This is a genomic window from Amaricoccus sp., from assembly GCF_017995835.1.
Taxonomy (GTDB): Bacteria; Pseudomonadota; Alphaproteobacteria; order Rhodobacterales; family Rhodobacteraceae; genus Amaricoccus.
This window is the reverse complement of sequence record NZ_JAGOID010000037.1, coordinates 1-22,796: the sequence shown is the minus strand read 5'-3', so window position 1 is coordinate 22,796 and position 22,796 is coordinate 1. Positions and strand designations below refer to the sequence as shown.

The following is a 22,796-nucleotide window of genomic DNA, read 5'->3' as shown; positions in this document are numbered from 1 at the left end:
GCCCCGCCCCCCCCCGCCCGGCCCTCCCCGTCGGGCGGCGGGCGGGGCCCCCCCGGGGGGACGGCCCCGGGGTCCCGGTCCCGTTTCGTCGCCGCCTTCTCCCCCCCCGCCCCCCCCCCCCGCGCGGGATCGAGGCGGAGGCCGACGACCTCGCGCTCGCCTCTCTCGTCAAGAGTTCGTTCAGCCCTGCCAGCGATGAAGGGGCATGCGCCAGATGAGAGTCCTCCAGATCGCCCACGACCATGCGGACTGGACGTCCGGCGGCTCGGAGATCGTCGCGCAGGATCTCGCCCGCTCGCTCGGCGCCGAACCGGGGGTGATGGCGCGGCTCCTCGTCGCGGCGACCTCGTTGCAGCGCCCGGACGCCGCCCCCGGCGCGCTCGGCGCGTGCGGCGACGACCTCGTCCTGCGCACCGGCGCCTACGACCGCTTCGCGATGACCCGGCTCGACGGCGCCGACTGGGTCGAGGGACTCGCGCGCGCGCTCGCGGCAGTGCGGCCGGACGTCGTGCACCTCCACGGCGTCGACCGCATCGGCGCGGAGATCGTGCCGGCGCTGCGCCGGCTGTCGCCGCGCTGCCGGATCGTCCTGACCCTGCACGACTACGCGCCGATCTGCGCCAATGACGGCCTGATGCTGACGCGCCCCGAGGGCGCCCGCTGCGGCGGCGCCTCGCCGGACGCCTGCGGACGCTGCTTCCCCGAGCTTGGCGCGGTGCGCCATGCGCTGCGCAAGGCGCAGATCCAGGCCATGCTCGCCGGCGTCGACGCCTTCGTAGCGCCGAGCGCCTTCCTGCGCGACCACTACGTGGATTGGGGCATCGCCCCGGCGCGGATCGAGATTGTCCCGAACGCCGTCGCCGTGGCGGCCCCGCCGGAGGCGCCGCCGCGGCCGGGCAGACGCAACCGCTTCGCCTTCTTCGGCAACGTCCTGCCCCACAAGGGACCGCTCACGCTGCTCGAAGCGTCCGCCCGGCTCCGCGAAGCGGGCGAGGACGTGTCCGTGACCATCCACGGCGGCCTGCGCTGGGCCGACGACATCTTCCGCGGCGCGTTCGACGCCGCGCTGGCGGCGGCCGGCCCGGTCGCGCGCCTCGCCGGCCCCTACGGGCGCGACGAAGCGATCGGGCTGATGCGGCAGGCCGACTGGATCGTCGTGCCCTCGCTCTGGTGGGAGAACGCGCCGCTGGTCCTTGCCGAGGCGCGGGCCGCCGGACGCCCCGCCATCGTCTCGGGCATCGGCGGCATGGCGGAGCAGGTGACGAACGGCCGCGACGGGCTCCACGTGCCGCCCGGCGATCCCGTCGCCCTCGCCGAGACGATGCGCGCGGCGGCCGCCGACCCGGCGCTGTGGGCGCGGCTCGCCGCGGCGCAGCGCCCCGCCGACCACGCCGCCTTCGTCGCCGCGCACCTCGCGCTGTATCGCCGCCTCCTGCGCCGGATCGCCGCATGACCCCCGACGGATCGCATTTCGCCCCGGCCCCGGCCCCGATGTCGACGCCGGACCCGACGCCGACGCCGCCGGTCGCCCTGCCGCACTGCGGCGCGGCGCTGATCGCGGGCGGCCGGGCGGTGCTGTTCTTCGAGGGCGCCGAAACCGCCCCGCCCTCTGCCGGCGTGCTCGCCCAGGGCGGCGCGCTCACGCCGTGGCGGGCGCATGTCTGGAAGGACGAGGCCTGCCTCTGGCGCGGCGTCGCCCTCACCGGGTTCGCCCCGGCCCCAGGCGCCGAGGTCCGCGCCACCGGCAGCGACTGGCGCTTCGCGACCGCGCCGCGGCTCGACGTCGCTCCGGGGCCGCTCGCCGCGTTCGTGCGGCGGGCCGGCCGCGAGGCCCGCGGCGCCATCGCCTTCGTCGCCTCGGCGCTCGCCGACGACCGGGACGCAAGCCCCGAGACCCTCGACGCGCGCCGGGCCTTCCTGCGCGCCTTCGTCGCCGCGGCGGCCGAGCGCGACGGCTTCGTCGAGATCCTCGCCGCGCCCGATACCGGCGGCCTGGTCGCGCAGGGCTGGTCGATGTCGCTGGCGCCCGGCCGGACCACGCTGACCGAGCCCGACGCCAACGGGACGATCGAGGTCGAGGTGGCCGAGTTCGAGCGCGAGGACCTGCTCGCCCCCGCCCGCGGCGTCTGCATCTTCGGCAAGTTCTGGTCGGCCGACACGGCCGCGGCGCTCGAGGCGGTGTTCTTCGAGAAGGACGGCCGCCTGCTGCGGCTCGACGTCGTTCGCGACGCGCTGCGGCTCGACGGCCCCGCGGCGACCGAGCACGTCGCCCACATGCTGCCCCGCCTCGTCGCGCCCGAGGAAGCCGGCGCCGCGTTCCGCCGCGTCTGCCGCCCCCGCTTCCAGGGGACCGATACGCTCTCGGGCACCGCCGAGCCGATCGCCGCCGCCCTCGATCTCGTGCTGCGCGCGCCCGACGGTGGGCTGCTCGTCATCGGCTGGCTGCTCGACCCGGAGCGGCGGGCGGAGCTTCTGCTCGTCAAGAGCACGGCGAACCTCTATGCGCGGCTCGACCGCATCCTGCTGCCGCTGCCCCGGCCCGACCTGATCGACGGCTTTGGCGCCGACCCGCGCTTCGCCGGGCGGCTCGACCCGCGCGACGCCATGCACGGCTTCGTGGCGCATGTCCCGGCCGAACCGGAAATGACCGCGGATACCCGGATCTACCTCGAGATCGTGCTCGACGACGGCACCTGCCTGTTCCGTCCGGTGACGGCGGCGCAAGCCGCCGGGCCGGAGAGGCTGCCGCAGGTCCTCGCCGCGCTCGCGGCCGCGGGACCCGAGGTCGAGCGCATCGTCGAGGAGCACGTCGCGCCCTTCCTCGCCGGCGTGCCGCCGCGCGCGCCGCGCCGGCGAGCGTCGCGCGACCGGGCCATCCCGCTCGGCGGCGGGCCGGCGGGACGGGCGACCACGGCGCTCGTCCCCTTCGCCAGCCTCGCCGAGCTGCAACCGGTCATGGCGCTCCTTTCCGGCGCGCCGGAGGCGACGGCGCTCGACCTGACGCTCGTCGCCCCACGCGCCGCGGCGGCCGACGCGCTGCCGGCGCTCAAGGCGGCGTTCGATCTCTACGGCCTGACCGGCGCGCTGACGCTCGCAGCCGACGGCGCAGGGCGGGCGGCGCGGCTCGACCTCGGGCTCGCCGCGAGCGACGCGCCGCAGATCCTCGTCTGGACGCCAGCGGCGCTGCCGCAGGGCCCGGGCTGGCTCGCCGCGCTCGAGGCCGAGGCGGCCGGCCTGCCCGGCCCGGCGGCGCTCTCGCCCGCGCTGGTCTACGAGGACGGCTCGGTGTTCTTCGGCGCCGGCCGCGAACACGACCCCGCCGGCGGATGCAGCCTCGCCGGCTTCAGCGCCGCCCGCCTCGCCCGCGGCGGCCCGCGCCGCGCGGCCTGCGGCGCGGCCGAGATCATGCTGGCGCCGCGCGCCGCCATCGAGACCGCCGGCGGCTTCGAGGGAAGGCTCTTCGGCGACGACTTCGCCCATGTCGATCTCGGGGAGCGCCTCGCGAGCGCGGGGGTGACGAGCTGGTGCTCGGGCGCGGTGACGTTCTGGCTCATCGAGGCCCCGCTCGACGCCGCCGAGGCGCACGAGACGCGGCTGATCCGGCGCATCGACGCCGCCCTTCTGGCCCGTCGCGGCCTGTCGGTCCGGGAACGCACACGATGAAAACCGCCCTCGTGCTCAGCCACGCCCACCCCGCCTTTTCGATCGGCGGGGCGCAGGTGGCGTCCTACAACCTGTTCCAGGGCCTCAAGGGACTGGAGGGCTGGGACGCGCGCTATCTCGCCGGCGTCGGGCCGCCGGTGGCGCGCCACCGCGCCACGCCGCTGATGTCGCTCGGCCAGGCGCCCGACGAGGCGCTGTGGTGGGCGGACGATTTCGACTGGTTCAACCTCGGCGCCCGCGACCTCGGCGCGCTCGTCGACCATTTCGAGCGCTACCTCGCCGACGTCCGGCCGGACGTCGTGAACTTCCACCACGTGATGGGCTTCGGCGTGCAGGCGCTGCGCTCGACGCGCCGCGCGCTCGGCGACGTGCCGATCGTGATGACGCTGCACGAATACCTGCCGATCTGCGCTCATCACGGCCAGATGATCAAGGCGCGCTCCGGGGCGCTGTGCTCGCGCGCCTCGGCCTCGGACTGCGGCATGTGCTTCCCGGAGATCGGGCCGGCGAACCTGATGCGGCGCGAACTGTTCCTGAAGTCGTTCTTCGCCGAGGTGGACGCCTTCGTCTCGCCCTCGCGCTTCCTGCTCCGCCGCTTCGCCGACTGGGGCCTGCCGCCGGCGAAGCTCGTGATGATCGAGAACGGCCTCGAGGGCGGACCCGTCGCCCCCGCCCGCCCGCTGCCGAAGGGCGGGCGACGCGACCGCTTCGCCTATTTCGGCCAGCTCAACCCGTTCAAGGGCATCCGCGTGCTGGTCGACGCGGTGACGCGCATCCCGAACGACGTCTGGGGCGACGCGATCCTCTACGTCTTCGGCGGCAATCTCGAGCACCAGCCGGCGGAGTTCCAGGCCGCCGTCAAGGAGCTGTTCCGCGTCGCCGGCCGGCGGCTGCGCTTCATGGGGAGCTACAAGAGCGAGGATCTGCCCGGGCTGATGCGCGAGGTCGACTGGACGATCGTGCCGTCGACCTGGTGGGAAAACGCCCCCGTGGTGATCCAGGAGGCGTTCCACCACGGCCGCCCGATCATCGCCTCCGACATCGGCGGCATGGCGGAGAAGGTGCGCCACGAGGTCGACGGCCTGCATTTCCGGGTGTCGAACCCCGAGGCGCTGGCGGCGTCGATGACGCGGGCGCTGAAGGAGCCCGGCCTCTGGGAGCGCCTCCGCGGCGGCATCCAGCCACCGACCTCGGCCGAAGACAGCGCGCGCCGCCACGCCGCGCTGTTCGAGCGGCTCGTCGAACGCCGCGCCGGGCGCGCCGCGACGCAGGCGGCGGGCTGAGCCCCGTGCGCGCGCCCGAGCCCGCGGAGGCCTACCGTGACGCCCTGCGCGAGCTGTGGCGCGGCGCCGGCGCGGCGTCGCTCGTCGGCCTCTTCATCAACCTGCTGCACCTCGCGATGCCGCTCTACACCATCCAGATCTATGACCGCGTCATCAGCACGCGGAACTTCGACACGCTGATCGCGCTGACCACGATCGTCGGCGTCCTGCTGCTGTTCCAGGCGGCGCTCGACTACCTGCGCGGCCGGATCTTCACGGTCCTCGCCGGCCGCGTCGCGGCGCGGCTCGGGCGGCCGGTGATGGAGGCGGCGGTCGAGACGACGCTGCGTCACGGGGCCGCGGCGGCCGCCGGCGCCATGCGCGACCTCGGCGAGATGCGCTCCTTCATCGCCAGCGGCGCGATCGCGCTCCCCGCCGACCTCGCGGTCACGCCGCTCTTCCTGGCGGCGCTCTATCTCCTGCATCCGCTCTACGGGACCATCGGGCTCGTGGGCGCTCTCCTCCTCACCGCGACCTCCGTCGCGGTCGAGGTGCTGGCCCGCCGCCCTGCCGCCCGGGCGAACGCGGCGGCGGGCGCGGTGCAGATCGAGACGGCGGCGGCGATCCGCCACGCGGACGCGATCTCGGCGATGGGAATGCTGCCGGCGGTCGCGGCCCGCTGGAGCCGGGCCCAAGCCCGCGCCCTCAAGGACATCGAACACGGCCGCGGCGTCGCCAAGGCGCTGGCGGCCTTCGCCAAGATGCTGCGGACGGCGCTCCAGATCGCCGTGGTCTGCGCCGGCGCGGCGCTGGTGGTGAACGGCGAGGCGAGCCCCGGCACCATCATCGCGGCCGCCGTCATCACCGCCCGCGTGCTCCTGCCCTTCGAGCAGCTGATCGACGGCTGGCGGCAATGGCTCGACGCGTTCGGCGCCACGGCTCGCATCCGCGAACTGCTGGAGCGCGGCGCCTCCGGACGCTCGCGCGCGCCGGTCACGGTCGCGACCCCGACACTCGTCGTCGACCGCCTGACCTACGTACCGCCCGGCCAGGACAGGCCGCTCCTGCGCAACGTCTCGTTCCGGCTCGACCCGGGCGAGATGGTCGGGGTCGTCGGCCCCTCCGGCGCCGGCAAGTCCACCTTCGCCCGGCTCGTCGTCGGCCTCTGGGCCCCGACCCAGGGCGGCGTCTACCTCGACGGGCAGAGCACCTTCGCCCACGAGCGCGGCAGCTTCGGCGAGGCGGTCGGCTACCTGCCCCAGGATCCGGGCCTGCTCGACGGCAAGGTCCGCGAGAACATCGCCCGCTTCCGCGACGCCGGCATGGCCGAGGTCGTGGCCGCGGCGCGCCTCGCCGGCGTCCACGACCTGATCGGCCGGCTTCCCGAGGGCTACGAGACCCGGCTGGTCGACGGCGGCGCGCGGCTCTCCGGCGGGCAGCGCCAGCGCATCGCGCTCGCCCGCGCGCTCTTCGGCGACCCGAAGCTCCTCGTCCTCGACGAACCGAACTCCGCCCTCGACGCCGAGGGCGAGGCAGCGCTCATCGCGGCGATCGAGGCGGCGCGCGCCCGCGGCGCGGCAGTGCTCGTCGTGGCGCAGCGCATGTCGGTGCTGAACCGCGCCGACCGGCTCGTCATCCTCAAGGAGGGCGTCGTGACCCAGATCGGCGACCGCGCCGAGGTGCTCGCCACCCTCGCCCCCCGCCGCCCGTCGCGCGGCCCTGCCGCGGTCGCAGCGCTCGCCGGGGCCCGGCCATGACGGCGCTCGAGCGCATGCCGGGCGAGACGGGCCCGAGCTATGCCGGGCCGTTCCGCACGGCGCTGCTAATCATGGCCTGCCTCGCCGCCACCATCGTCGGCTGGGGCATGTATGCCCGGCTCGACGCCGCGGTGGTCACCCACGGCGTGATGCTGGCCGAAAGCCAGCGCAAGACGGTCGAGCATTTCGAGGGCGGCATCCTGCGCGCGCTGCTCGTCAAGCCGGGCGAACGCGTGCGCGCCGGGCAGGTCGTCGCCACGCTCGACGCGACACAGGTCGAGGCGGCCATCGCCCGGCTCGCCGTCGACCGGGACGCGCTCCGCCACGAGATCTGGCGGCTCGCCGCCGAGGAGGCGGGCGCGGCGACGCTCGACCCGGCCGCGGCGCCGGAACCACACGGGCCGCAGGCGCTGGCGGAAGCGCGGCTTTTCGACGCACGGGCGCGGGCGCAGGCCGCCCAGCTCGCCGCCCTCGACCGGCAGATGGACGAACTGCGCGCCCAGGTCGCCGCCAACGAAGGCGTGGCCGCCGCCACCGAGCGCCAGCTCGCCATCTGGAGCGAGGAGCGCGCCGGCACCGAAAGCCTCGTCGCCAAGGGGGCCACTCCCCGCCAGAAGCTGCTCGAACTCTCCCGCACCACCGCGCTCCTCGAGGGCGACCGCGACGAGGCGCGCAACCTCGCCGCCGCCGCCCGCGAGGGCATCGCGCGCACCGGCGCCGAGCGGCGCGCGCTGGAGCAGGGCCGGCTCGTCGAGATCGGCGAGCGCCAGGTCGAGGCGCGACGCGCGCTCGCCGGCGTCGAGGCCGAACTGCGCGCCGCCGCCGACGTGCTGGAGCGCAGCCGCTTGCGCGCCCCGCAGGACGGGCTCGTCGTCCACGTGAACATCGTCAGCCCCGGCGCGGTCGTCGCCACCGGTGCGCCGGTCATGGAGATCGTCCCCGACGGCGATCGGCTGGTGGCGGAGACCCGCCTGCCGCCGGACGCCATTGACACCGTCCATGTCGGCCGCCCGGCCAAGGTCCGGCTTACCGCCTTCAAGCGCGCCGTCGCCCCGACCGTCGATGGCGAGGTCATCTACGTTTCCGCCGACCTTCTCGAGGACGAGCGCGATGGCGAACCCTACTTCGAGGCCCGCGTCGCGCTCGACCCCGCCTCCGTCGCCGCGCTCGGCGGCGTCGAGCTGACCGCCGGCATGCCCGTCGAGGTCGCCATCCGCACCGGCGAGCGCCGGGCCGGCGACTACTTCCTCGAACCGCTCATGCGCCACATGAACCGCGCGATGCGCGACGAATGAACCCAACGACCGGAGGACACGCCATGCCCAGCACCGCCGTCACCCTCGCCGGCCCCGCGCTGGCCGCGCTCGACAAGGCCGGCCTGCGCCTGCCCGGCCTGCGACAGACCGGCCGGATGGATGCCGCCTCGCGCATCGAGTGGCCGACCTCGATCATCTCAACCGTGCCGCACGGCGCCTTCATCGACGTCGGCGCCTTCTGCAACCTCTCCGGCGGCACGATCAACAACGCCCGGTTCGGCCGCTACTGCTCGGTCGCCTCCGGCGTGACCGTCGGTCCGCACGAGCATCCGACCGACTGGCTCACCACCTCGCGCACCGCCTACTTCCCACAGGTGAATGGCTGGGACGACCTCGTCGCGCCGGCGAACCGTGGTCGCATCAAGGCCGGCAGGCGCCCCTTCGCCGGCAGTTGCCCGGTCACCACCTTCGGCCCCGACGTCTGGATCGGCCAGGGCGCCTTCATCAAGGCGGGCGTGACCATCGGCGCCGGCGCGATCATCGGCGCCCGCGCCACGGTGCTGCGCGACGTGCCGCCCTACGCCATCGTCGTCGGCACGCCGGGCCGCGTCCTGCGCCTGCGCTTTCCCGAAGCGGTGGTGGAACGGCTCCTCGCCCTCGAATGGTGGCGCTTCTCGATCTACGACCTGTTCGAGGCGCCGTTCGACGCGATCGAGACCACCCTCGACGTCATCGAGGCGCGCGTGGCCTCGGGCGACGTCACGCCCTGGCAGGGCCGCGTCGTGTCCCCGGAGGATCTCTGCGACGGCCTTCGCCTCGCCGCGGAACTGACGCCGGCGCTGGCTGAGGCGGGCTGAACCGATGGCCACCCCCCTGCCCGTCCCCGCCGAGCCGTCCGAGACGGCCGACGGCGGGCCCCGCCTCTACGGCGTGATCGACATCCTGCGCGCCGACCGGGTCTCCGGCTGGGCGATCGACCGAACCGACGCGGCCGCCGCCGTCGAGACCGAGGTCCTGCGCGAGGGCGTCGTCGTCGCCCGCGTTCGCGCCGACCGCGAGCGACGCGACCTCGCGCGCGGCGGCGTGGGAAGCGGCCGCTACGGCTTCTCCGTTCCGATAGACCCGCCGCTCGAGCCTGGGTTCGAGTTCACGCTCCGTGTCCGCGTCCGCAGCGCCGACGGCGCGACCGCCGAACTGCGCCGGGCCGGCGCGACCATCTCCGCGCCCGACCCGGACCGCCGCCTGCTGGAACGGATCTACGAGGAACTGCGCGCCCTCGCCGCCCGCCCGGTCCCGGAACCGATCCCCGAGCCGATCCCCGGCCCCGACCATGCGCTCATCGACCTCGCCGCCAGGCTGGAACTGACCCAGATCCGCATCGAGGCGGCGCTCGCGGCGGTCGAGCCGCCGCCCCGCCGCGACGCCGGCGGCGTGCGCCTCGTCGCCGGCGCGGCCCTCGCCATCGCCTGCGGCTCGCTCGCGCTCGGCCTCTTCTCGCTGTGGGCCGGCTGATGGCTCCGAGCATCCTCTTCGTCCACGACGCCTTCCCCGGCCAGTTCGGCGCGCTCGGCCGCTGGCTGGCGGGAGAGGGCTGGGACGTCGCCTTCGCCACCGCCGCGGCAGCGCCGCCCGGCGCGGGGGGCTTCCGCATCCTGCGCTACGCGCCGCACCGCGCGCCGCAGCCGGGCACGCATCCCTGCGCCCAGCCGATGGACCGCGCCGCCATCAACGGCCAGGCCTTCGTCCGCGCCGCGCTCGCCGCCCGCCGCGACGGCTACCGCCCCGATATCGTCGTCGCCCATTCCGGCCGCGGCGCCGGAATGTTCGCCCGCGACGTCTTCCCCGAGGCGGCCTTCGTCGCCTATTGCGAATGGTGGTACCGCCACCCCGGCGTCGACGTCGCCTACCTCGCCGCGCTCGACGGACGCGCACCCAGGGCCGGCCCCGAGACCGCCGTCGAGGCCGCGATGCACGAGCGCGCCCGCAACGCCCCCATCGCCATCGACCTCGCCGCCGCGGACGCCGCGATCTGCCCGACCGGCTTCCAGGCGGCGCAGTTCCCGAAGGTCTTCCGCCACGACCTCTCCATCCTCCACGACGGCGTCGACGCCGACGCTTTCGCCCCGGAGCCCGGCGCGGCCGGCGACACGCTCGACGGGCTCGTCGCGCCCGAGGCCCGCGTCGTCACCTACGCCACCCGCGGCATGGAGCCTCACCGCGGCTTCCCGCAGTTCATGGCGGCGCTGCCCGCCATCCTCGCCGCCGACCCGCGCGCCGTCGCGGTGATCGCCGGCGACAACCGCGTCGCTTATGGCGGCGACGCGCTGCGCCGCGTCGACTGGAAGGCGCGCGCCCTCGCCGAGCACGATCTCGACCCGGCGCGGGTGCGCTTCACCGGCAAGCTGCCCCGCGCCGACTACCTGCGCCTGCTGCGCCGCTCGGACGCGCATGTCTACCTGACCGTGCCCTTCGTGCTGTCGTGGTCGATGATCGAGGCGATGAGCGCCGGCTGCGCCCTCGTCCTCTCCGACACCGCCCCGGTCCGCGAGTTCGCCGACGCCGAGGCGGCGACCCTCGTCGATCTCGCCCGTCCCGCGACGATCGCCGAAGGCGTCCTCGCCACGCTCGCTGATCCGGCAGGCGGCGCCCGCCGCCGCCGCCGGGCCCGCGAGACCGTGCTCGCAGGCCTGACGGAGCGCCGTCACCTTCCGCTCAAGCGCGCCCTGTTCGATTCCCTCCGGGCCTGACGCCGCCCCCCGGACACGCAAAAGGCGCCCCGCACGGAGATCTGGAGCGGGCGAAGGGATTCGAGGCCCCGGTTGGTTCCTGGAAATGGCCGCTTGTGTCAGCAGGTGATTTAGATTGTGGAGTTTTCATGGCATCGTAAGTTCCGACTGGAACCCAGGAAAATCCGCTCCCCCGACGCTCCCCGGAGGTCGAAACGGCTGGACGTAATAAATGACAGCCGTCATCCGAGGCGGGCCTGCATCCACGCCGTCTCCAAGAGCCAGGTGAGCCGGCTCTGCGCGGAGATCGACGAGCGGGTGACGCGGTTCCTCGAGCGGCCGCTCGAAGGCGACTGGCGCTCGCCATTGTCGCTCGGACCGATGGCGCGACAAGGTTCGCCTCCGGATCGACGCCACTTACCTGAAGGTGCGGCAGAACGGGCGGATCGTCTCGGTGGCGGTGATCGTCGCGGTCGGCGTCAACACCGACGGCCGGCGCGAGGTTCTCGGCATGGACATCGGTCCATCGGAGGCCGAGCCCTTCCGGGTGGAGTTCCTGCGCAAGCTCGCCCGCCGCGGCCTGCGCGGGGTGAAGCTCGTCATCTCCGACGCCCGCGAGGGCATCCGGGCGGCGGTCTCGAAGATCCTCAACGCCACCTGGCAGCGCTGCCGCGTCCATTTCATGCGGAACGCCCTGGCCCACGCCGGCAGGAACGGCCGCCGCGTCGTCTCCGCCTTCGTCGCCACCGCCTTCGCCCAGGACGACGCGACGAGCACGAAGCAGCAGTGGCGCCGCGTCGCCGACCAGATCCGCCCCAAGGTCCCGAAGCTCGCCACCCTGATGGCGACGCCGAGGAGGACGTCCTCGCCTACATGACCTTCCCGGCCCGGCACCGCTCGAAGCTGCGCTCGACAAACCCCCTCGAGCGGGTCAACGGCGAGGTCAGGCGCCGCACCGAGGTCGTCGGCATTCCCCAACGAGGCCGCCGTCACCCGCCTCGTCGGCGCCATCCTGCTCGAGCAGAACGACGAGTGGGCCGTCCAGCGCTCCCGCTACATGACCCTTGATACCCGCGAGTCTACCATGCTACCCGGCGCAACACGGGCTAACACGCGTGATAGATAGGATAACTACCTGAGTACACACGATAAAAGTCACAAAGGTCAAAAAAGGTCCGCGAGTCGTTTCATGAGCCCGCCGGTATGAGACCATCGCTCCCATCGCCGATGATCCCATCGTCGGCCTGCCCCCCGCAGACTGACCGGCCCGGCCTCGCCGGAGTTCGCGCTGGCCCCGGCCAGCTACACCACGTCCGGTGACACGATCGGCGGGCAGTTGAAACTGCCCCCGCCGAACCCTGACGCGCCGCGGGACGGGGCTCCGGTGGTCCGGCCACGGATTGCCGCTTGCCCGTCGTGCCGGCTTCGCGCTTAAACCGGGGCAGACGGCGCCGGGAAGCGCCGGCTCGGGAGGGACGGGCGATGGACGCGCAGGCGGAAAGCGGCAGTCGCGGGGCGCTCGCGCCGCTCGCGAACCCGACCTTCCGCACCTTCTGGATCGCCAGCCTGTTCTCCAACCTCGGCGGCCTGATCCAGGCGGTCGGCGCGGCCTGGACCATGACGACGATCTCCGGCTCGGCCGACATGGTGGCGCTGGTCCAGGCCTCGACGACGCTGCCGATCATGCTGTTCTCGCTCGCCTCCGGGGCGATCGCCGACAACTTCAATCGCCGCAGCGTCATGATCGCGGCACAGGTCGGCATGTTCGCCGTCTCCGCGGCGCTGGCGCTCTGCGCCTGGGCGGGGCTGCTGACGCCGTGGCTGCTGCTCGGCTTCACCTTCATGATCGGCTGCGGCGTGGCGCTCAACAACCCGTCCTGGCAGGCGACGGTCGGCGACATCGTGCCGCGCCAGGATGTTCCCGCCGCCGTCGCCCTCAACTCCGTCGGCTTCAACCTGACGCGCAGCGTCGGGCCGGCGATCGGCGGCGGGATCGTCGCCGCCGCCGGGGCCGCCGCCGCCTTCGCCGCCAACGCGGCGAGCTACCTCGCGATCATCGCCGCGCTCCTCCTGTGGCGGCCGGCCTTCCCGCCGCGCACGCTGCCGCCCGAGAGCCTCGGCCAGGCGATGGGGGCGGGGCTGCGCTACGTCGCGATGTCGCCGCATATCGGGGTGGTGCTGCTGCGCGGCTTCCTCTTCGGCCTGACCTCGGTCGCGGTGCTGGCGCTGCTGCCGATCGTGGCGCGTCATCTCGTGGCCGGCGGCGCGCTGACCTACGGGCTCCTGCTCGGCGCCTTCGGGGTGGGCGCGATCGGCGGAGCCTTCTTGGCGACGCGGCTGCGCGGGCGGCTTTCGGCTGAGTGGATCGTGCGCATCGCCTTCGCCGCCTTCGCCGTCGCCGCGGCGACCACCGCGCTCAGCCCGTTCGCCTGGGCGACCGGGCTGGGGCTGATGCTCGGCGGGGCCGCCTGGGTGCTGGCGCTGTCGCTCTTCAACGTGACCGTGCAGCTCTCCACCCCGCGCTGGGTGGTCGGCCGGGCGCTCGCGCTCTACCAGACCGCGGTCTTCGGCGGCATGGCGCTCGGCGCCTGGACCTGGGGGCTGCTCGCCGAGGCGCGCGGCGTCGAGTTCGCGCTTCTCGTCGCCGCCGGCGGCCTTCTCGCGGGCGGCCTCGCCGGCCTCGCGGCGCCGCTGCCCGACCGGCGCGAACTCGACCTCGCGCCGCTCGACCGCTTCCGCGAACCGGCGCTGGGGGTCGACCTGCAACCACGCAGCGGGCCGGTGGCGATCACGGTCGAGTATCGTATCCGCACGAAGGACCTGCCGGAATTTCTCGAGGCGATGGCCGAGCGCCAGCGCATGCGCCAGCGCGACGGCGCACGCCACTGGACGCTGATGCGCGACCTCGCCGACCCCGAGATCTGGGTCGAGTTCTATCAGACAGCCACCTGGATCGACTACCTGCGCCACCACCAGCGCGCCACAAAGGCCGACGGGGAGGTGGTGGACCGGTTGCGCGCGCTCCATGCCGGGCCCGATCTCCCGATCGTCCGGCGCCGCCTCGTGCGCCAGACCCGCTGGCTGCCGTCGGCGAACCTTCACCATCACGACCGCGGCGCCCATCCGCTCGATCCGCATTGAGCCGCCGCGGACCTTCGCTCAGAGCTTCGAGGAGATCATGCCGGTGGCGAAACCGCCCATGCGCAGTTCGCCGTGCAGCCGCTGGTATTCGATCTTGGGACAGCGATCCATGACCACGGTCAGGCCGGCCGCCCGCGCCCGTTCCGCTGCGGCCGCGTCGATCACGCCGATCTGCATCCAGATCGTCGTGAGCCCGCGATCGAGCAGATGCGCCAGGGCGTCGTCCACGACCCTCCCGGCATCGTGCGACCTGCGGAAGATGTCGACCATGTCGATGGGGCCGAGGTTCGCCGGAAGGCTCGCGAGGTCGGGATAGACCTGCTCCCCGAGCAACATCTCGCCGGAATAGGCGGGGTTGACCGGGATCACCCGGAATCCCTTCAGACGGAGGTAGCGCGCCACGTAGAACGAGGGGCGGATTTCGTTCTTCGAGACCCCGACCACCGCGATCGTCCGCGTCCGCGCGAAGATCGCCCGCAGCGTCTCGTCGTCGGGACCCGTCGCCATCCCGCCCTCCCTCAACAAAAAGGCGCCCGGCGAATACCGGGCGCACAGTCGGAACGAGGGACAGTGAGATGAAGCAGGGCAGTTCCAATCCAGCTGCTTCGTCTCACATATGGGTAGCGCGGGCGTCCCCGGAAAGGCTCCGCCGCAAAACGTGATCTCATGGTTTGCCCTCCTGCCCGCGGGCGCGCGCCGCCGCGTAGAGCGCTACGGCGGCGGCGTTCGAGACGTTGAGCGAGCCGAACCCGCCGGCCGCCGGGATGCGGGCGAGCCGGTCGCAGAGCTTTCCGGTCAGCTCCCGCAGCCCGGCGCCCTCGGCCCCGAGCGCGATGGCGAGCGGTTGTCCGCGGGCGGCGTCGACCGCCGGCTCCAGCGCTGTCTCCGCCGCCCCGTCGAGCCCGACGACGAAGTAGCCCATGTCGCGCAGCGTGCCGATCGCGGCGGCGAGGTTCGGCGGCCGCAGGTAGGGCTGGCGCTCCAGCGCGCCGGAGGCGGCCTTGGCGAGCGCGCCCGTCTCGGGCGCGGAATGCCGCGCCGGCGCGATCACCGCCCGCGCGCCGAAGACTTCGGCCGAGCGCAGGACCGCGCCGACGTTGTGCGGATCGGTCACCCGGTCGAGCAGCACGACGACCGGCGCCGCGCCCCGGGGGGCGCAGCGCTCCGAGACCGAGCCCCAGTCGAGCGGCGCCGCCTCGAGCGCCGCGCCCTGATGGACCGATTGCGGATCGAGCGGCGCGGGAAACCGGCGCGGATCGGCGATCTCCGGCTCGATCCCGGCCGCGGCGATGGCGTCGGCGAGCCGTTCGGCGGCGTTGCGGGTGACGACGAGCCGCCGCCGCTCGCGGGCAGGATTGGCGAGCGCGTCGCGCACGGCGTGAAGCCCGAACAGCCAGACCGTCTCGGCGGGCGCGATGCGGCGCGCCCGGTCCCGGTCGATGGCCCAGTCCGGCTTCCTGCCCAATCCCGCGCATCCCGCTTCGTTCGCGCCGAGATTGCCGCCCCCGGACGCCGCGCGCAAGGCGCGGGACCGCAACAATGCCAGAACCATGTGCATGGGGCCCTGGCCGCGCTTTTCGACCGGAGCGCCGGCTGGTCGACCGCGACAATGCTCTCCAGTATCGCCTCGCCAACCGCTCCAACACGCCTAACACGCGTGATAGATAGGGTAACTATCTGAGTATACACGATAAAATCGTCAAAGGTCAAAGGTCCGCGAGTCGTTTCAAGAGCCCGCCGGCATAGGCGGTCGGCCTGCGCGGCCCCCCAGCGGTCGGCGGTGTAATCCCAGATCGCCCCGATGTCGGCGATGGCCCGCGGCCGATAGAGGGGCGGGCGGGTCACGCCCCGCGCGACGCGCGCTTGGCCACCAGGTATGCGTCGAGATCGAGGGGTTCGGCGGGGCCGCTGGCCTCGCCCTCGGCGAGGGCGTCGCGGAGGGCCTGGAGCTTGAGTTCGTGCGCCTCAAGCAGGCGCAGGCCGGCGCGGACCACCTCGCTCGCGGAACTGAAGCGGCCGGCAGAGACCTGGGCTTCGACGAAGCCGAGGAGGTGGGCGCCGAGGATGATCGAGGTGTTCTTGCTCATGGCGATGGGATACCAGACGATGGTAGTCGCGCAACGGGTAAGGCCGAGGTGTGGGCGTTTCGCCTGAGACGGTGCGCTTCGACGCGGAGACGATGTGGGTCGCTGTCGGACGGGCGGGTGATCGGCGTGCCGCCGGCGTGGTTTCCGCGGCTGCTGCGGGCCGATCCGGCGGCGCGCGCGGCGGTGGAGATCAGCCCGCTCGGGCTGCACCGGGAGGCGCTGGACGAGGATGTATCGGTCACGGGCCTACTGGCCGGGCGGGGAGATCGGGGACGAGTCGGGGGCGAGGCGGCTTGAAGGGTGGTGTATGCAAGCAAGCACACTACAACTCATTGTTTGCGGGGTGACTATTGTAAAACTCTTCGATATGGAGAATTGCTCTTCTCATTGCACGAAAATCATCAGCAGGCACTTCAAAATCAAAATGCTCAGGGTTCTCAACATCCATTGCAATGAAAGTAGCGGGTGCATTTGCAGTGCTCATGAGATCAACATAGCATCCGTAGTCGATTTTCCAAAGCCGATATCGCACCCCAGCCCTATCTTTAGTTGAATAAGATCTTTTGGCAATATGAAGAACTCGTTCATCAAAAAGTAGCTCGATTATGCTATCGGTTTTTGTAATTTCCAGCATAAAGGCACGGCACTTTCTTTGCGAAATTACCTCTTGAACGATCCATTCAAGCAACTGTTGGGCGAGGGGATTGATATCAATGTTTCGCGCCTTGTCGCGCTCGTACCAGTCCTTCGCTGCCAATCGAACGTCAGGCATGCTTATCTTCTCGCCGCGCGCCCTAGTTGCTGCCAATTGAAGAATATTGATGAAGTCTCTTGGAACCCCTTCACACGCTCTAACGATCTCACTAAATACGTTCTCCTGAGTGAAACCTTGGGAGACCACTTCTTGCGGTGCACGGCACGAAAACTCGCCGACTTCGGAAAGGGCGGTGAGGTGCTTAAATACCAAGTCTTTGAAAAAATGCGACTGCTGGTTGCGGATTCAGATCGTACACGAAAAAATCATCAAGATTCACGTCACTTGAGATATCTGAACCAAGCTCGAATCCAATCCTGTTCTCCCCCTCATCAATACGAAAATTGGACCGGTGCTCAATAGCGGCAATTTGAACCGTAACGTTTTGGATTGGAAGAAAGGCTCGCCGGATAACATCCGCCAGAAACGGCTGCAGCACCTCTGGAACAGTGCTCCATTCGTCGAGCAAGATCCAGATGCGGCGATCTGTGGATTTCGCTATAGAACTCAAAGCGCCAAATATAGAGCCAATTCGAATTGAGCTCTTCGGCACTCCCCTAACGACACGCTCGCGCGAATTTTGAGATCCCGTATCAACGCGACCCTCTCCAGACCCGGTGACTGAAAGATCAAGCAACCCAGCTTTGCCGTCCACGCGTACAGAGCCGCCCTTGTCGATGCTTGACGCCGAAGTGTCTTTCTCTTCCACAGTTTCTACGACAAGCAACTCCCTTACGCTTTGCGCCAGTTTGGAAATCTCGTCGCCAATCTTAGGATCGCAAAGCGCCGGGTGCCCCCTTGTATAGACATCCTCAATACTCTCAGATAGAGCAGCGGTAAGGTCACGTATCAGGTGGGTAGCACGTGAAGCAACGCTGATAGAGGTATCTGAGTATATTGAGTTATTTGAACCAATCGTTCTTAAATCAAGAGAGATAACAATATCACCATGGTCACGCATTCTATCGCTTACGAACGAGAGTATATGTGTTTTCCCAGTACCTCTACGCCCGTAAAGAATACGACTGTCGCGCCGAAGAAGCGCTTCAGATATAACGTCACGAGAAACAAAACTCTTAGCTTGCTCCTCAGGGGAAAGGTCTTCAGCTCGACGGTTGATACGCTGTAGTAACGACAGGACACTTTTCGGTTCTGGTACTTCTTTCATGAAAAGTCGCTTTATGATGCCCATCATTGTCCTGCGATCACACTAGGCCGCTAGTTTACGTGAAATGGCAAGCGGGTCAAACTCGCCTCAACCCTGCAACGTCCGTACCTCCAGTTCCCCCTCGCCCCGCGTCTTCATCGCCGCCACGGCGGCGATGGCGGCGGCGGCGGTGGTGAAGTAGGGGATCTTGTCCATCAGCGACACGGCACGGATGTCGCGGCTGTCGGCCAGCGACTGCTTGCCCTCGGTGGTGTTGAACACCAGCGCGATGTCGCCGTTCTTCAGGCGGTCGACGACGTTCGGGCGGCCCTCGTAGACCTTGTTCACCACCTCTGATGCCGCGCCCTCGGCGGCGAGCCAGGTGGCGGTGCCGCGGGTGGCGACGAGGCCGAAGCCCATCTCGCGCAGGTCGCGGGCCGCCGCGGCGAGCGCCGGGGTCTTGTCGGCGTCGCGGACCGAGACGAAGACGCGGCCGGCGAGCGGCAGGTCCATGCCGGCGCCGAGCTGGGCCTTGAGGAAGGCGCGCGGGAAGCTGCGGTCCCAGCCCATCACCTCGCCGGTCGAGCGCATCTCCGGGCCGAGCAGGGGATCGACGCCGGGGAAGCGGGCGAAGGGCAGCACCGCCTCCTTGACCGAGAACCACGGGGTGCGCGGGTCGGCGAGCGTCAGCGGATCGGCCAGCGGCAGCGGGTCGTCGGGGCCGACGCCCTCGGGGTAGGCCGGGCGCTGGGGGAAGTTCGCCAGCGGCTCGCCGGCCATCAGCCGGGCGGCGATCGCGGCGATGGCGCTGTCGGTGGCCTTGGCGACGAAGGGCACGGTGCGGCTGGCGCGGGGGTTCACCTCGAGAACGTAGATGTCCTCGCCCTGGATGGCGAACTGCACGTTCATCAGCCCGACGACGCCCAGCGCCCGAGCCATCGCCTCGGTCTGGCGGCGAAGCTCGGCGACGGTGGCATCGGAGAGCGAGTGCGGCGGCAGCGAGCAGGCGCTGTCGCCGGAATGCACGCCCGCCTCCTCGATATGCTCCATGACGCCGGCGACATGGACGAAATGGCCGTCCGAGAGGGCGTCGACGTCGACCTCGACGGCGTTGGCGAGATAGCTGTCGAGCAGCACCGGGTTCGTGCCCGATACCTGCACGGCGGTCGCGATGTAGCGATGCAGCTGCGCCTCGTCGCGGACGATCTCCATGGCGCGGCCGCCGAGGACGTAGGACGGACGGATCACCAGCGGGTAGCCGATCTCGGCGGCGACACGGCCGGCCTCCTCGGGCGTGCGGGCGATGCCGTTGCGCGGCTGCCTGAGGTCGAGGCGGCGCAGGAGCGCCTGGAACCGCTCGCGGTCCTCGGCGAGGTCGATGGCGTCGGGCGTGGTGCCGAGGATCGGGATGCCGGCCTCCTGCAACGCGTCGGCGAGCTTCAGCGGCGTCTGGCCGCCGAGCTGGACGATGACGCCGTGCAGCGTGCCGTTCTCCTGCTCCACCCGCAGGATCTCGAGCACGTGCTCGAACGTCAGCGGCTCGAAATAGAGCCGGTCCGAGGTGTCGTAGTCGGTCGACACCGTCTCGGGGTTGCAGTTGACCATGATGGTCTCGTAGCCCGCCGCCGACAGCGCGAAGCAGGCGTGGCAGCAGCAGTAGTCGAACTCGATGCCCTGGCCGATGCGGTTCGGGCCGCCGCCGAGGATGACGATCTTGCGCGCATCCGAGGGGCGGCTCTCGCATTCGACGAAGCCGCCGTGCTCGGCCTCGTAGGTCGAGTACATGTAGGGCGTCTGCGCCTCGAACTCCGCGCCGCAGGTGTCGATGCGCTTGAAGACGGCGCGGACGCCGTGGCGCTGGCGCTCGCCGCGCACGAAGGCCTCGGTGCGGGCGGTGAGCGTCGCGAGGCGGGCGTCGGAGAAGCCCATCATCTTGAGCCGGCGCAGAGCGTGCTCCTCGCGCGGCAGGCCGTCGCGGATCAGGCGTGCCTCCTCGTCGACGATCTCGCGGATGCGGGCGAGAAACCACGGGTCGTATTTCGTGACGGCGTGGATGTCGTCGTCGGAGAGGCCGTGGCGCATGGCCTGGGCGGCGAGGCGCAGGCGGTCGGGGGTCTGCGCGGAGAGGGCGCGGGTGACGGCGTCGCGGTCCGGGGCGCCGGGGATGTCGATGTCGTCGAAGCCGGTCAGCCCCGTCTCCAGCGAGCAGAGCGCCTTCTGCACGGATTCATGGAAGCTGCGGCCGATCGCCATGGCCTCTCCGACCGACTTCATCGCGGTGGTGAGCAGCGGCTCGGCGCCGGGGAACTTCTCGAAGGCGAAGCGCGGGATCTTGGTCACGACATAGTCGATCGTCGGCTCGAACGAGGCGGGCGTGACCTGGGTGATGTCGTTGTCGAGCTCGTCGAGGGTGTAGCCGACGGCGAGCTTCGCGGCGATCTTGGCGATCGGGAAGCCGGTAGCCTTCGACGCCAGCGCCGAGGACCGCGACACCCGCGGGTTCATCTCGATGACGACGAGCCGCCCGGTCTCCGGCTGGACGGCGAACTGCACGTTCGATCCGCCGGTCTCCACCCCGATCTCGCGCAGGACCGCGATCGAGGCGTTGCGCATCATCTGGTATTCCTTGTCGGTCAGCGTCAGCGCCGGCGCCACGGTGATGCTGTCGCCCGTATGCACGCCCATCGGGTCGACGTTCTCGATCGAGCAGACGATGATGCAGTTGTCCGCCCTGTCGCGGACCACCTCCATCTCGAACTCCTTCCAGCCGAGCAGCGACTCGTCGACGAGGATCTGGCTGACCGGCGAGGCGGCCAGCCCGGACTTGCAGATGCGCTCGTAGTCCTCACGGTTGTAGGCGACGCCGCCCCCCGTCCCGCCGAGGGTAAAGGCGGGACGGATGATGGCGGGCAGGCCCACGTACTCGATGGCGTCCATCGCCTCGGCCATGGTGTTGACGATGGTGGCCTTGGGGTTCTCGAGCCCGATCCGCTCCATCGCCTCGCGGAACAGCTTGCGGTCCTCGGCCTTCTCGATCGCTTCGCGCTTGGCGCCGATCAGCTCGACGCCGTATTCCTCCAGCACCCCCATGTCGGCGAGCTTCAGCGCGGTGTTGAGGCCCGTCTGGCCGCCCATGGTGGGCAGGAGCGCGTCGGGGCGTTCCCGGGCGATGATCTTCGCCACCACCTCCGGCGTGATCGGCTCGATGTAGGTGGCGTCGGCGAGTTGCGGATCGGTCATGATCGTCGCCGGGTTGGAGTTGACGATGATGACCCGATAGCCCTCCTCGCGCAGCGCCTTGCAGGCCTGGGCCCCGGAATAGTCGAACTCGCAGGCCTGGCCGATGACGATGGGCCCCGCCCCGATGATCAGGATCGAGCGTATGTCGGTACGTTTCGGCATAGTGGCCTTCGCGCGCGCGGGTCCGCGGCCCGGGCGGCTGCGGACGGGAGAGGAGATCGGCTGACGGCGGGGGTTACAGAGCGGGGCACGGCGGCGCAAGCGCATTCGCCCCGTAGGCGGGAGCGCGTCGCGACGCGATTTCTCGCAGCCGGCTCCTGCCCCTTGCGCTCGCCCGGCGCCGGCGATCTCCGCTCGCTATCCGTCGGCCGAGGCCAGAAGGTCGTCCAGATCCAGCGCGTCGTTGGTCATCGCAAGGGTTCCGTCGGGGTTCTCGGGCCATTCGGACCGAGGCCGGTCCCGATAGATCTCGATCATGTTCATGTCGGGGTCATGGAAATAGACCGCCTCGCTGACGCCGTGGTCGGCCTTGTGGACGAGGACGATCCCGTGCCCGAGGACGCGCCTGACGGCCCGCGCGAGGCTCGGCCGGTCCGGATAGACGAAGGCGACGTGATGCAATCCGGTGTGACCCTCAGGCGGAGGAAGGCCGCCGAGGCTGCTCAGGGTGTTGAGCCCGACGTGGTGGTGGTAGCCGCCGGCCGCGAGGAAGGCGCCGCCGATTCCGATCCTCTGCCGCAGCTCCAGCCCCAGAACCTCGGCGTAGAACCTGATCGAGCGATCGAGGTCCGACACCTTGAGGTTCACATGACCGATCCGCAAACCGAAGTCGACGTCACCCTCCATGTCACCAACCTTGACGGGCGACGAATTGCCCCGGGGCCTGTGGATAACTCTCACATTAACTCTTTTGCCCAATGAAATCAGTCAATAGATGGGCGTCCCACAGTGGGAGTGGGACGCCCCGGAAGCCGTCACGCGCTGGCGGCGTCGGGCGCGGTCTTCAGGCGGCGCACCATGAGCTTGTTGAGCGCGTTCACATAGGCCTTGGTCGAGGCGACGACCGTGTCGGTGTCGGCCGACTGGCCGGTGACGATCTTGCCGTCCTCCTCGAGCCGCACGCTGACCGTCGCCTGGGCGTCCATGCCCTCGGTCACCGCGTGGACCTGATAGACGACCAGCCGCGCCGCGTTCGGCACCAGCATCTTCACCGCCGCGAAAGCCGCGTCGACTGGCCCGTCGCCCGTCGCATCGACCGAATGGTCCTCGCCGTCGATCGTCAGCGTGAGTTCCGCCGACTGCGGACCCTCGGTGCCGCACACCACCCGCAGCCGCTTGACCTGCACCCGGTCGTTGGCGGCGTTGGTGCCCTGGTCCTGCATGAGCGCCACGAGGTCGTCGTCGTAGACCTCCTTCTTGCGGTCGGCGAGCGCCTTGAACCGCACGAAGACGTCCGTGAGCTGGTTGTCGCCGAGCTGGAACCCGAGATCCCCGAGCTTGGCCCGCAGCGCCGCCCGCCCCGAATGCTTGCCCATCACGAGCGACGTGGCGTTGAGGCCCACGTCCTCGGGCCGCATGATCTCGAAGGTCTCGGCGTTCTTCAGCATCCCGTCCTGGTGGATGCCGCTCTCGTGGGGGAAGGCGTTCTTGCCGACGATGGCCTTGTTGAACTGCACCGGGAAACCCGAGACGGTGGCGACGAGCCGGCTCGCCTGCATGATCTTCGTGGTGTCGATCCCGGTCCGGTACGGCATGATGTCGTG

At 70.8% G+C, this 22,796-nt stretch carries 18 protein-coding genes and 1 pseudogene; 11 read left to right on the top strand and 8 right to left on the bottom strand.

The genetic code is table 11. From position 1 onward, the window contains the following. Positions 1 to 205: 205 nt before the first annotated feature. The 10 genes and pseudogenes from KBA23_RS07955 (at position 206) to KBA23_RS07910 (ending at position 13,805) form a co-directional block, all read left to right on the top strand. Entirely contained in the window at positions 206 to 1,453 is a 1,248-nt protein-coding gene (locus tag KBA23_RS07955; RefSeq protein ID WP_290739067.1) for a glycosyltransferase, read from the top strand. After that, entirely contained in the window at positions 1,450 to 3,663 is a 2,214-nt protein-coding gene (locus KBA23_RS07950; protein WP_290739064.1) for a hypothetical protein, read from the top strand. The genes KBA23_RS07955 and KBA23_RS07950 overlap by 4 nt, the downstream gene beginning before the upstream one ends. Next, positions 3,660 to 4,946, top strand: a complete 1,287-nt coding sequence (locus KBA23_RS07945) for a glycosyltransferase family 4 protein (protein ID WP_290739061.1) — start codon at positions 3,660 to 3,662, stop codon at positions 4,944 to 4,946. Before KBA23_RS07950 ends, KBA23_RS07945 begins: the two co-directional genes overlap by 4 nt. A gap of 5 nt (positions 4,947 to 4,951) precedes the next feature. Continuing rightward, positions 4,952 to 6,682 carry a type I secretion system permease/ATPase gene (locus tag KBA23_RS07940; RefSeq protein ID WP_290739058.1) on the top strand — a complete coding sequence of 577 codons (1,731 nt, stop codon included), beginning with the start codon at positions 4,952 to 4,954 and terminating at the stop codon, positions 6,680 to 6,682. Then, the gene (locus KBA23_RS07935; RefSeq protein ID WP_290739055.1) at positions 6,679 to 7,977 is read left to right on the top strand and encodes an HlyD family type I secretion periplasmic adaptor subunit; all 1,299 of its coding nucleotides are present in this window, start codon (positions 6,679 to 6,681) and stop codon (positions 7,975 to 7,977) included. The genes KBA23_RS07940 and KBA23_RS07935 overlap by 4 nt, the downstream gene beginning before the upstream one ends. A gap of 23 nt (positions 7,978 to 8,000) precedes the next feature. Continuing rightward, the gene (locus KBA23_RS07930; protein ID WP_290739052.1) at positions 8,001 to 8,795 is read left to right on the top strand and encodes a CatB-related O-acetyltransferase; all 795 of its coding nucleotides are present in this window, start codon (positions 8,001 to 8,003) and stop codon (positions 8,793 to 8,795) included. A gap of 4 nt (positions 8,796 to 8,799) precedes the next feature. Then, positions 8,800 to 9,450, top strand: coding sequence for a hypothetical protein (locus KBA23_RS07925; protein ID WP_290739050.1), 651 nt, complete (start codon positions 8,800 to 8,802; stop codon positions 9,448 to 9,450). Beyond that, the gene (locus KBA23_RS07920) at positions 9,450 to 10,685 is read left to right on the top strand and encodes a glycosyltransferase (RefSeq protein WP_290739047.1); all 1,236 of its coding nucleotides are present in this window, start codon (positions 9,450 to 9,452) and stop codon (positions 10,683 to 10,685) included. Before KBA23_RS07925 ends, KBA23_RS07920 begins: the two co-directional genes overlap by 1 nt. Positions 10,686 to 10,934: 249 nt before the next feature. Beyond that, a pseudogene (locus tag KBA23_RS07915) lies at positions 10,935 to 11,790 on the top strand (IS256 family transposase); the annotation flags it as partial. 356 nt (positions 11,791 to 12,146) lie between these two features. Then, a complete protein-coding gene (locus tag KBA23_RS07910; protein ID WP_290739044.1) occupies positions 12,147 to 13,805 on the top strand; it encodes an MFS transporter in 1,659 nt (552 codons plus the stop codon). A gap of 18 nt (positions 13,806 to 13,823) precedes the next feature. On the opposite strand, the gene KBA23_RS07905 is transcribed toward KBA23_RS07910, so the two are convergent. From KBA23_RS07905 to KBA23_RS07895, 3 genes are all read right to left on the bottom strand, one after another. Further along, positions 13,824 to 14,312, bottom strand: a complete 489-nt coding sequence (locus KBA23_RS07905) for a CoA-binding protein (RefSeq protein ID WP_290739041.1) — start codon at positions 14,310 to 14,312, stop codon at positions 13,824 to 13,826. Positions 14,313 to 14,469: 157 nt separating this feature from the next. Continuing rightward, positions 14,470 to 15,270: an RNA methyltransferase gene (locus KBA23_RS07900; protein ID WP_290739038.1), complete on the bottom strand. Its 801-nt coding sequence runs from the start codon at positions 15,268 to 15,270 to the stop codon at positions 14,470 to 14,472. A gap of 376 nt (positions 15,271 to 15,646) precedes the next feature. Then, on the bottom strand, positions 15,647 to 15,892 hold the full coding sequence (locus KBA23_RS07895; protein WP_290739035.1) for a type II toxin-antitoxin system ParD family antitoxin: 246 nt from the start codon (positions 15,890 to 15,892) through the stop codon (positions 15,647 to 15,649). Between KBA23_RS07895 and KBA23_RS16840 the strand changes: the two genes are divergently transcribed. Then, positions 15,857 to 16,189 carry a DUF2442 domain-containing protein gene (locus KBA23_RS16840; protein WP_366935302.1) on the top strand — a complete coding sequence of 111 codons (333 nt, stop codon included), beginning with the start codon at positions 15,857 to 15,859 and terminating at the stop codon, positions 16,187 to 16,189. The genes KBA23_RS07895 and KBA23_RS16840 overlap by 36 nt on opposite strands. Before the next feature lie 25 nt (positions 16,190 to 16,214). Here KBA23_RS16840 and KBA23_RS07885 read toward each other — a convergent pair whose 3' ends face one another. The 5 genes from KBA23_RS07885 to KBA23_RS07865 form a co-directional block, all read right to left on the bottom strand. Next, complete coding sequence (locus tag KBA23_RS07885; protein ID WP_290739032.1) at positions 16,215 to 16,664, bottom strand: hypothetical protein; 450 nt, start codon at positions 16,662 to 16,664, stop codon at positions 16,215 to 16,217. A 184-nt stretch (positions 16,665 to 16,848) separates the two neighbouring features. Then, complete coding sequence (locus tag KBA23_RS07880) at positions 16,849 to 17,838, bottom strand: hypothetical protein (protein ID WP_290739030.1); 990 nt, start codon at positions 17,836 to 17,838, stop codon at positions 16,849 to 16,851. Positions 17,839 to 17,901: 63 nt separating this feature from the next. Then, complete coding sequence (gene carB, locus KBA23_RS07875) at positions 17,902 to 21,195, bottom strand: carbamoyl-phosphate synthase large subunit (protein WP_290739028.1); 3,294 nt, start codon at positions 21,193 to 21,195, stop codon at positions 17,902 to 17,904. Between the two features lie 195 nt (positions 21,196 to 21,390). Then, on the bottom strand, positions 21,391 to 21,879 hold the full coding sequence (locus KBA23_RS07870) for a VOC family protein (protein ID WP_290739026.1): 489 nt from the start codon (positions 21,877 to 21,879) through the stop codon (positions 21,391 to 21,393). A 128-nt stretch (positions 21,880 to 22,007) separates the two neighbouring features. Next, a partial coding sequence (locus KBA23_RS07865) for an alpha-isopropylmalate synthase regulatory domain-containing protein (RefSeq protein WP_290739024.1) occupies positions 22,008 to 22,796 on the bottom strand: 789 nt, incomplete at its 5' end.

Bases quoted from the DNA above. Each gene is read 5' to 3' on its own strand.
- KBA23_RS07955 (WP_290739067.1), top strand. From the start codon at position 206: ATGCGCCAGATGAGAGTCCTCCAGATCGCCCACGACCATGCGGACTGG.
- KBA23_RS07950 (WP_290739064.1), top strand. From the start codon at position 1,450: ATGACCCCCGACGGATCGCATTTCGCCCCGGCCCCGGCCCCGATGTCG.
- KBA23_RS07945 (WP_290739061.1), top strand. From the start codon at position 3,660: ATGAAAACCGCCCTCGTGCTCAGCCACGCCCACCCCGCCTTTTCGATC.
- KBA23_RS07935 (WP_290739055.1), top strand. From the start codon at position 6,679: ATGACGGCGCTCGAGCGCATGCCGGGCGAGACGGGCCCGAGCTATGCC.
- KBA23_RS07930 (WP_290739052.1), top strand. From the start codon at position 8,001: ATGCCCAGCACCGCCGTCACCCTCGCCGGCCCCGCGCTGGCCGCGCTC.
- KBA23_RS07925 (WP_290739050.1), top strand. From the start codon at position 8,800: ATGGCCACCCCCCTGCCCGTCCCCGCCGAGCCGTCCGAGACGGCCGAC.
- KBA23_RS07920 (WP_290739047.1), top strand. From the start codon at position 9,450: ATGGCTCCGAGCATCCTCTTCGTCCACGACGCCTTCCCCGGCCAGTTC.
- KBA23_RS07910 (WP_290739044.1), top strand. From the start codon at position 12,147: ATGGACGCGCAGGCGGAAAGCGGCAGTCGCGGGGCGCTCGCGCCGCTC.
- KBA23_RS07905 (WP_290739041.1), bottom strand. From the start codon at position 14,312: ATGGCGACGGGTCCCGACGACGAGACGCTGCGGGCGATCTTCGCGCGG.
- KBA23_RS07895 (WP_290739035.1), bottom strand. From the start codon at position 15,892: ATGAGCAAGAACACCTCGATCATCCTCGGCGCCCACCTCCTCGGCTTC.
- KBA23_RS07885 (WP_290739032.1), bottom strand. From the start codon at position 16,664: ATGCCTGACGTTCGATTGGCAGCGAAGGACTGGTACGAGCGCGACAAG.
- KBA23_RS07880 (WP_290739030.1), bottom strand. From the start codon at position 17,838: ATGGGCATCATAAAGCGACTTTTCATGAAAGAAGTACCAGAACCGAAA.
- carB (WP_290739028.1), bottom strand. From the start codon at position 21,195: ATGCCGAAACGTACCGACATACGCTCGATCCTGATCATCGGGGCGGGG.
- KBA23_RS07870 (WP_290739026.1), bottom strand. From the start codon at position 21,879: ATGGAGGGTGACGTCGACTTCGGTTTGCGGATCGGTCATGTGAACCTC.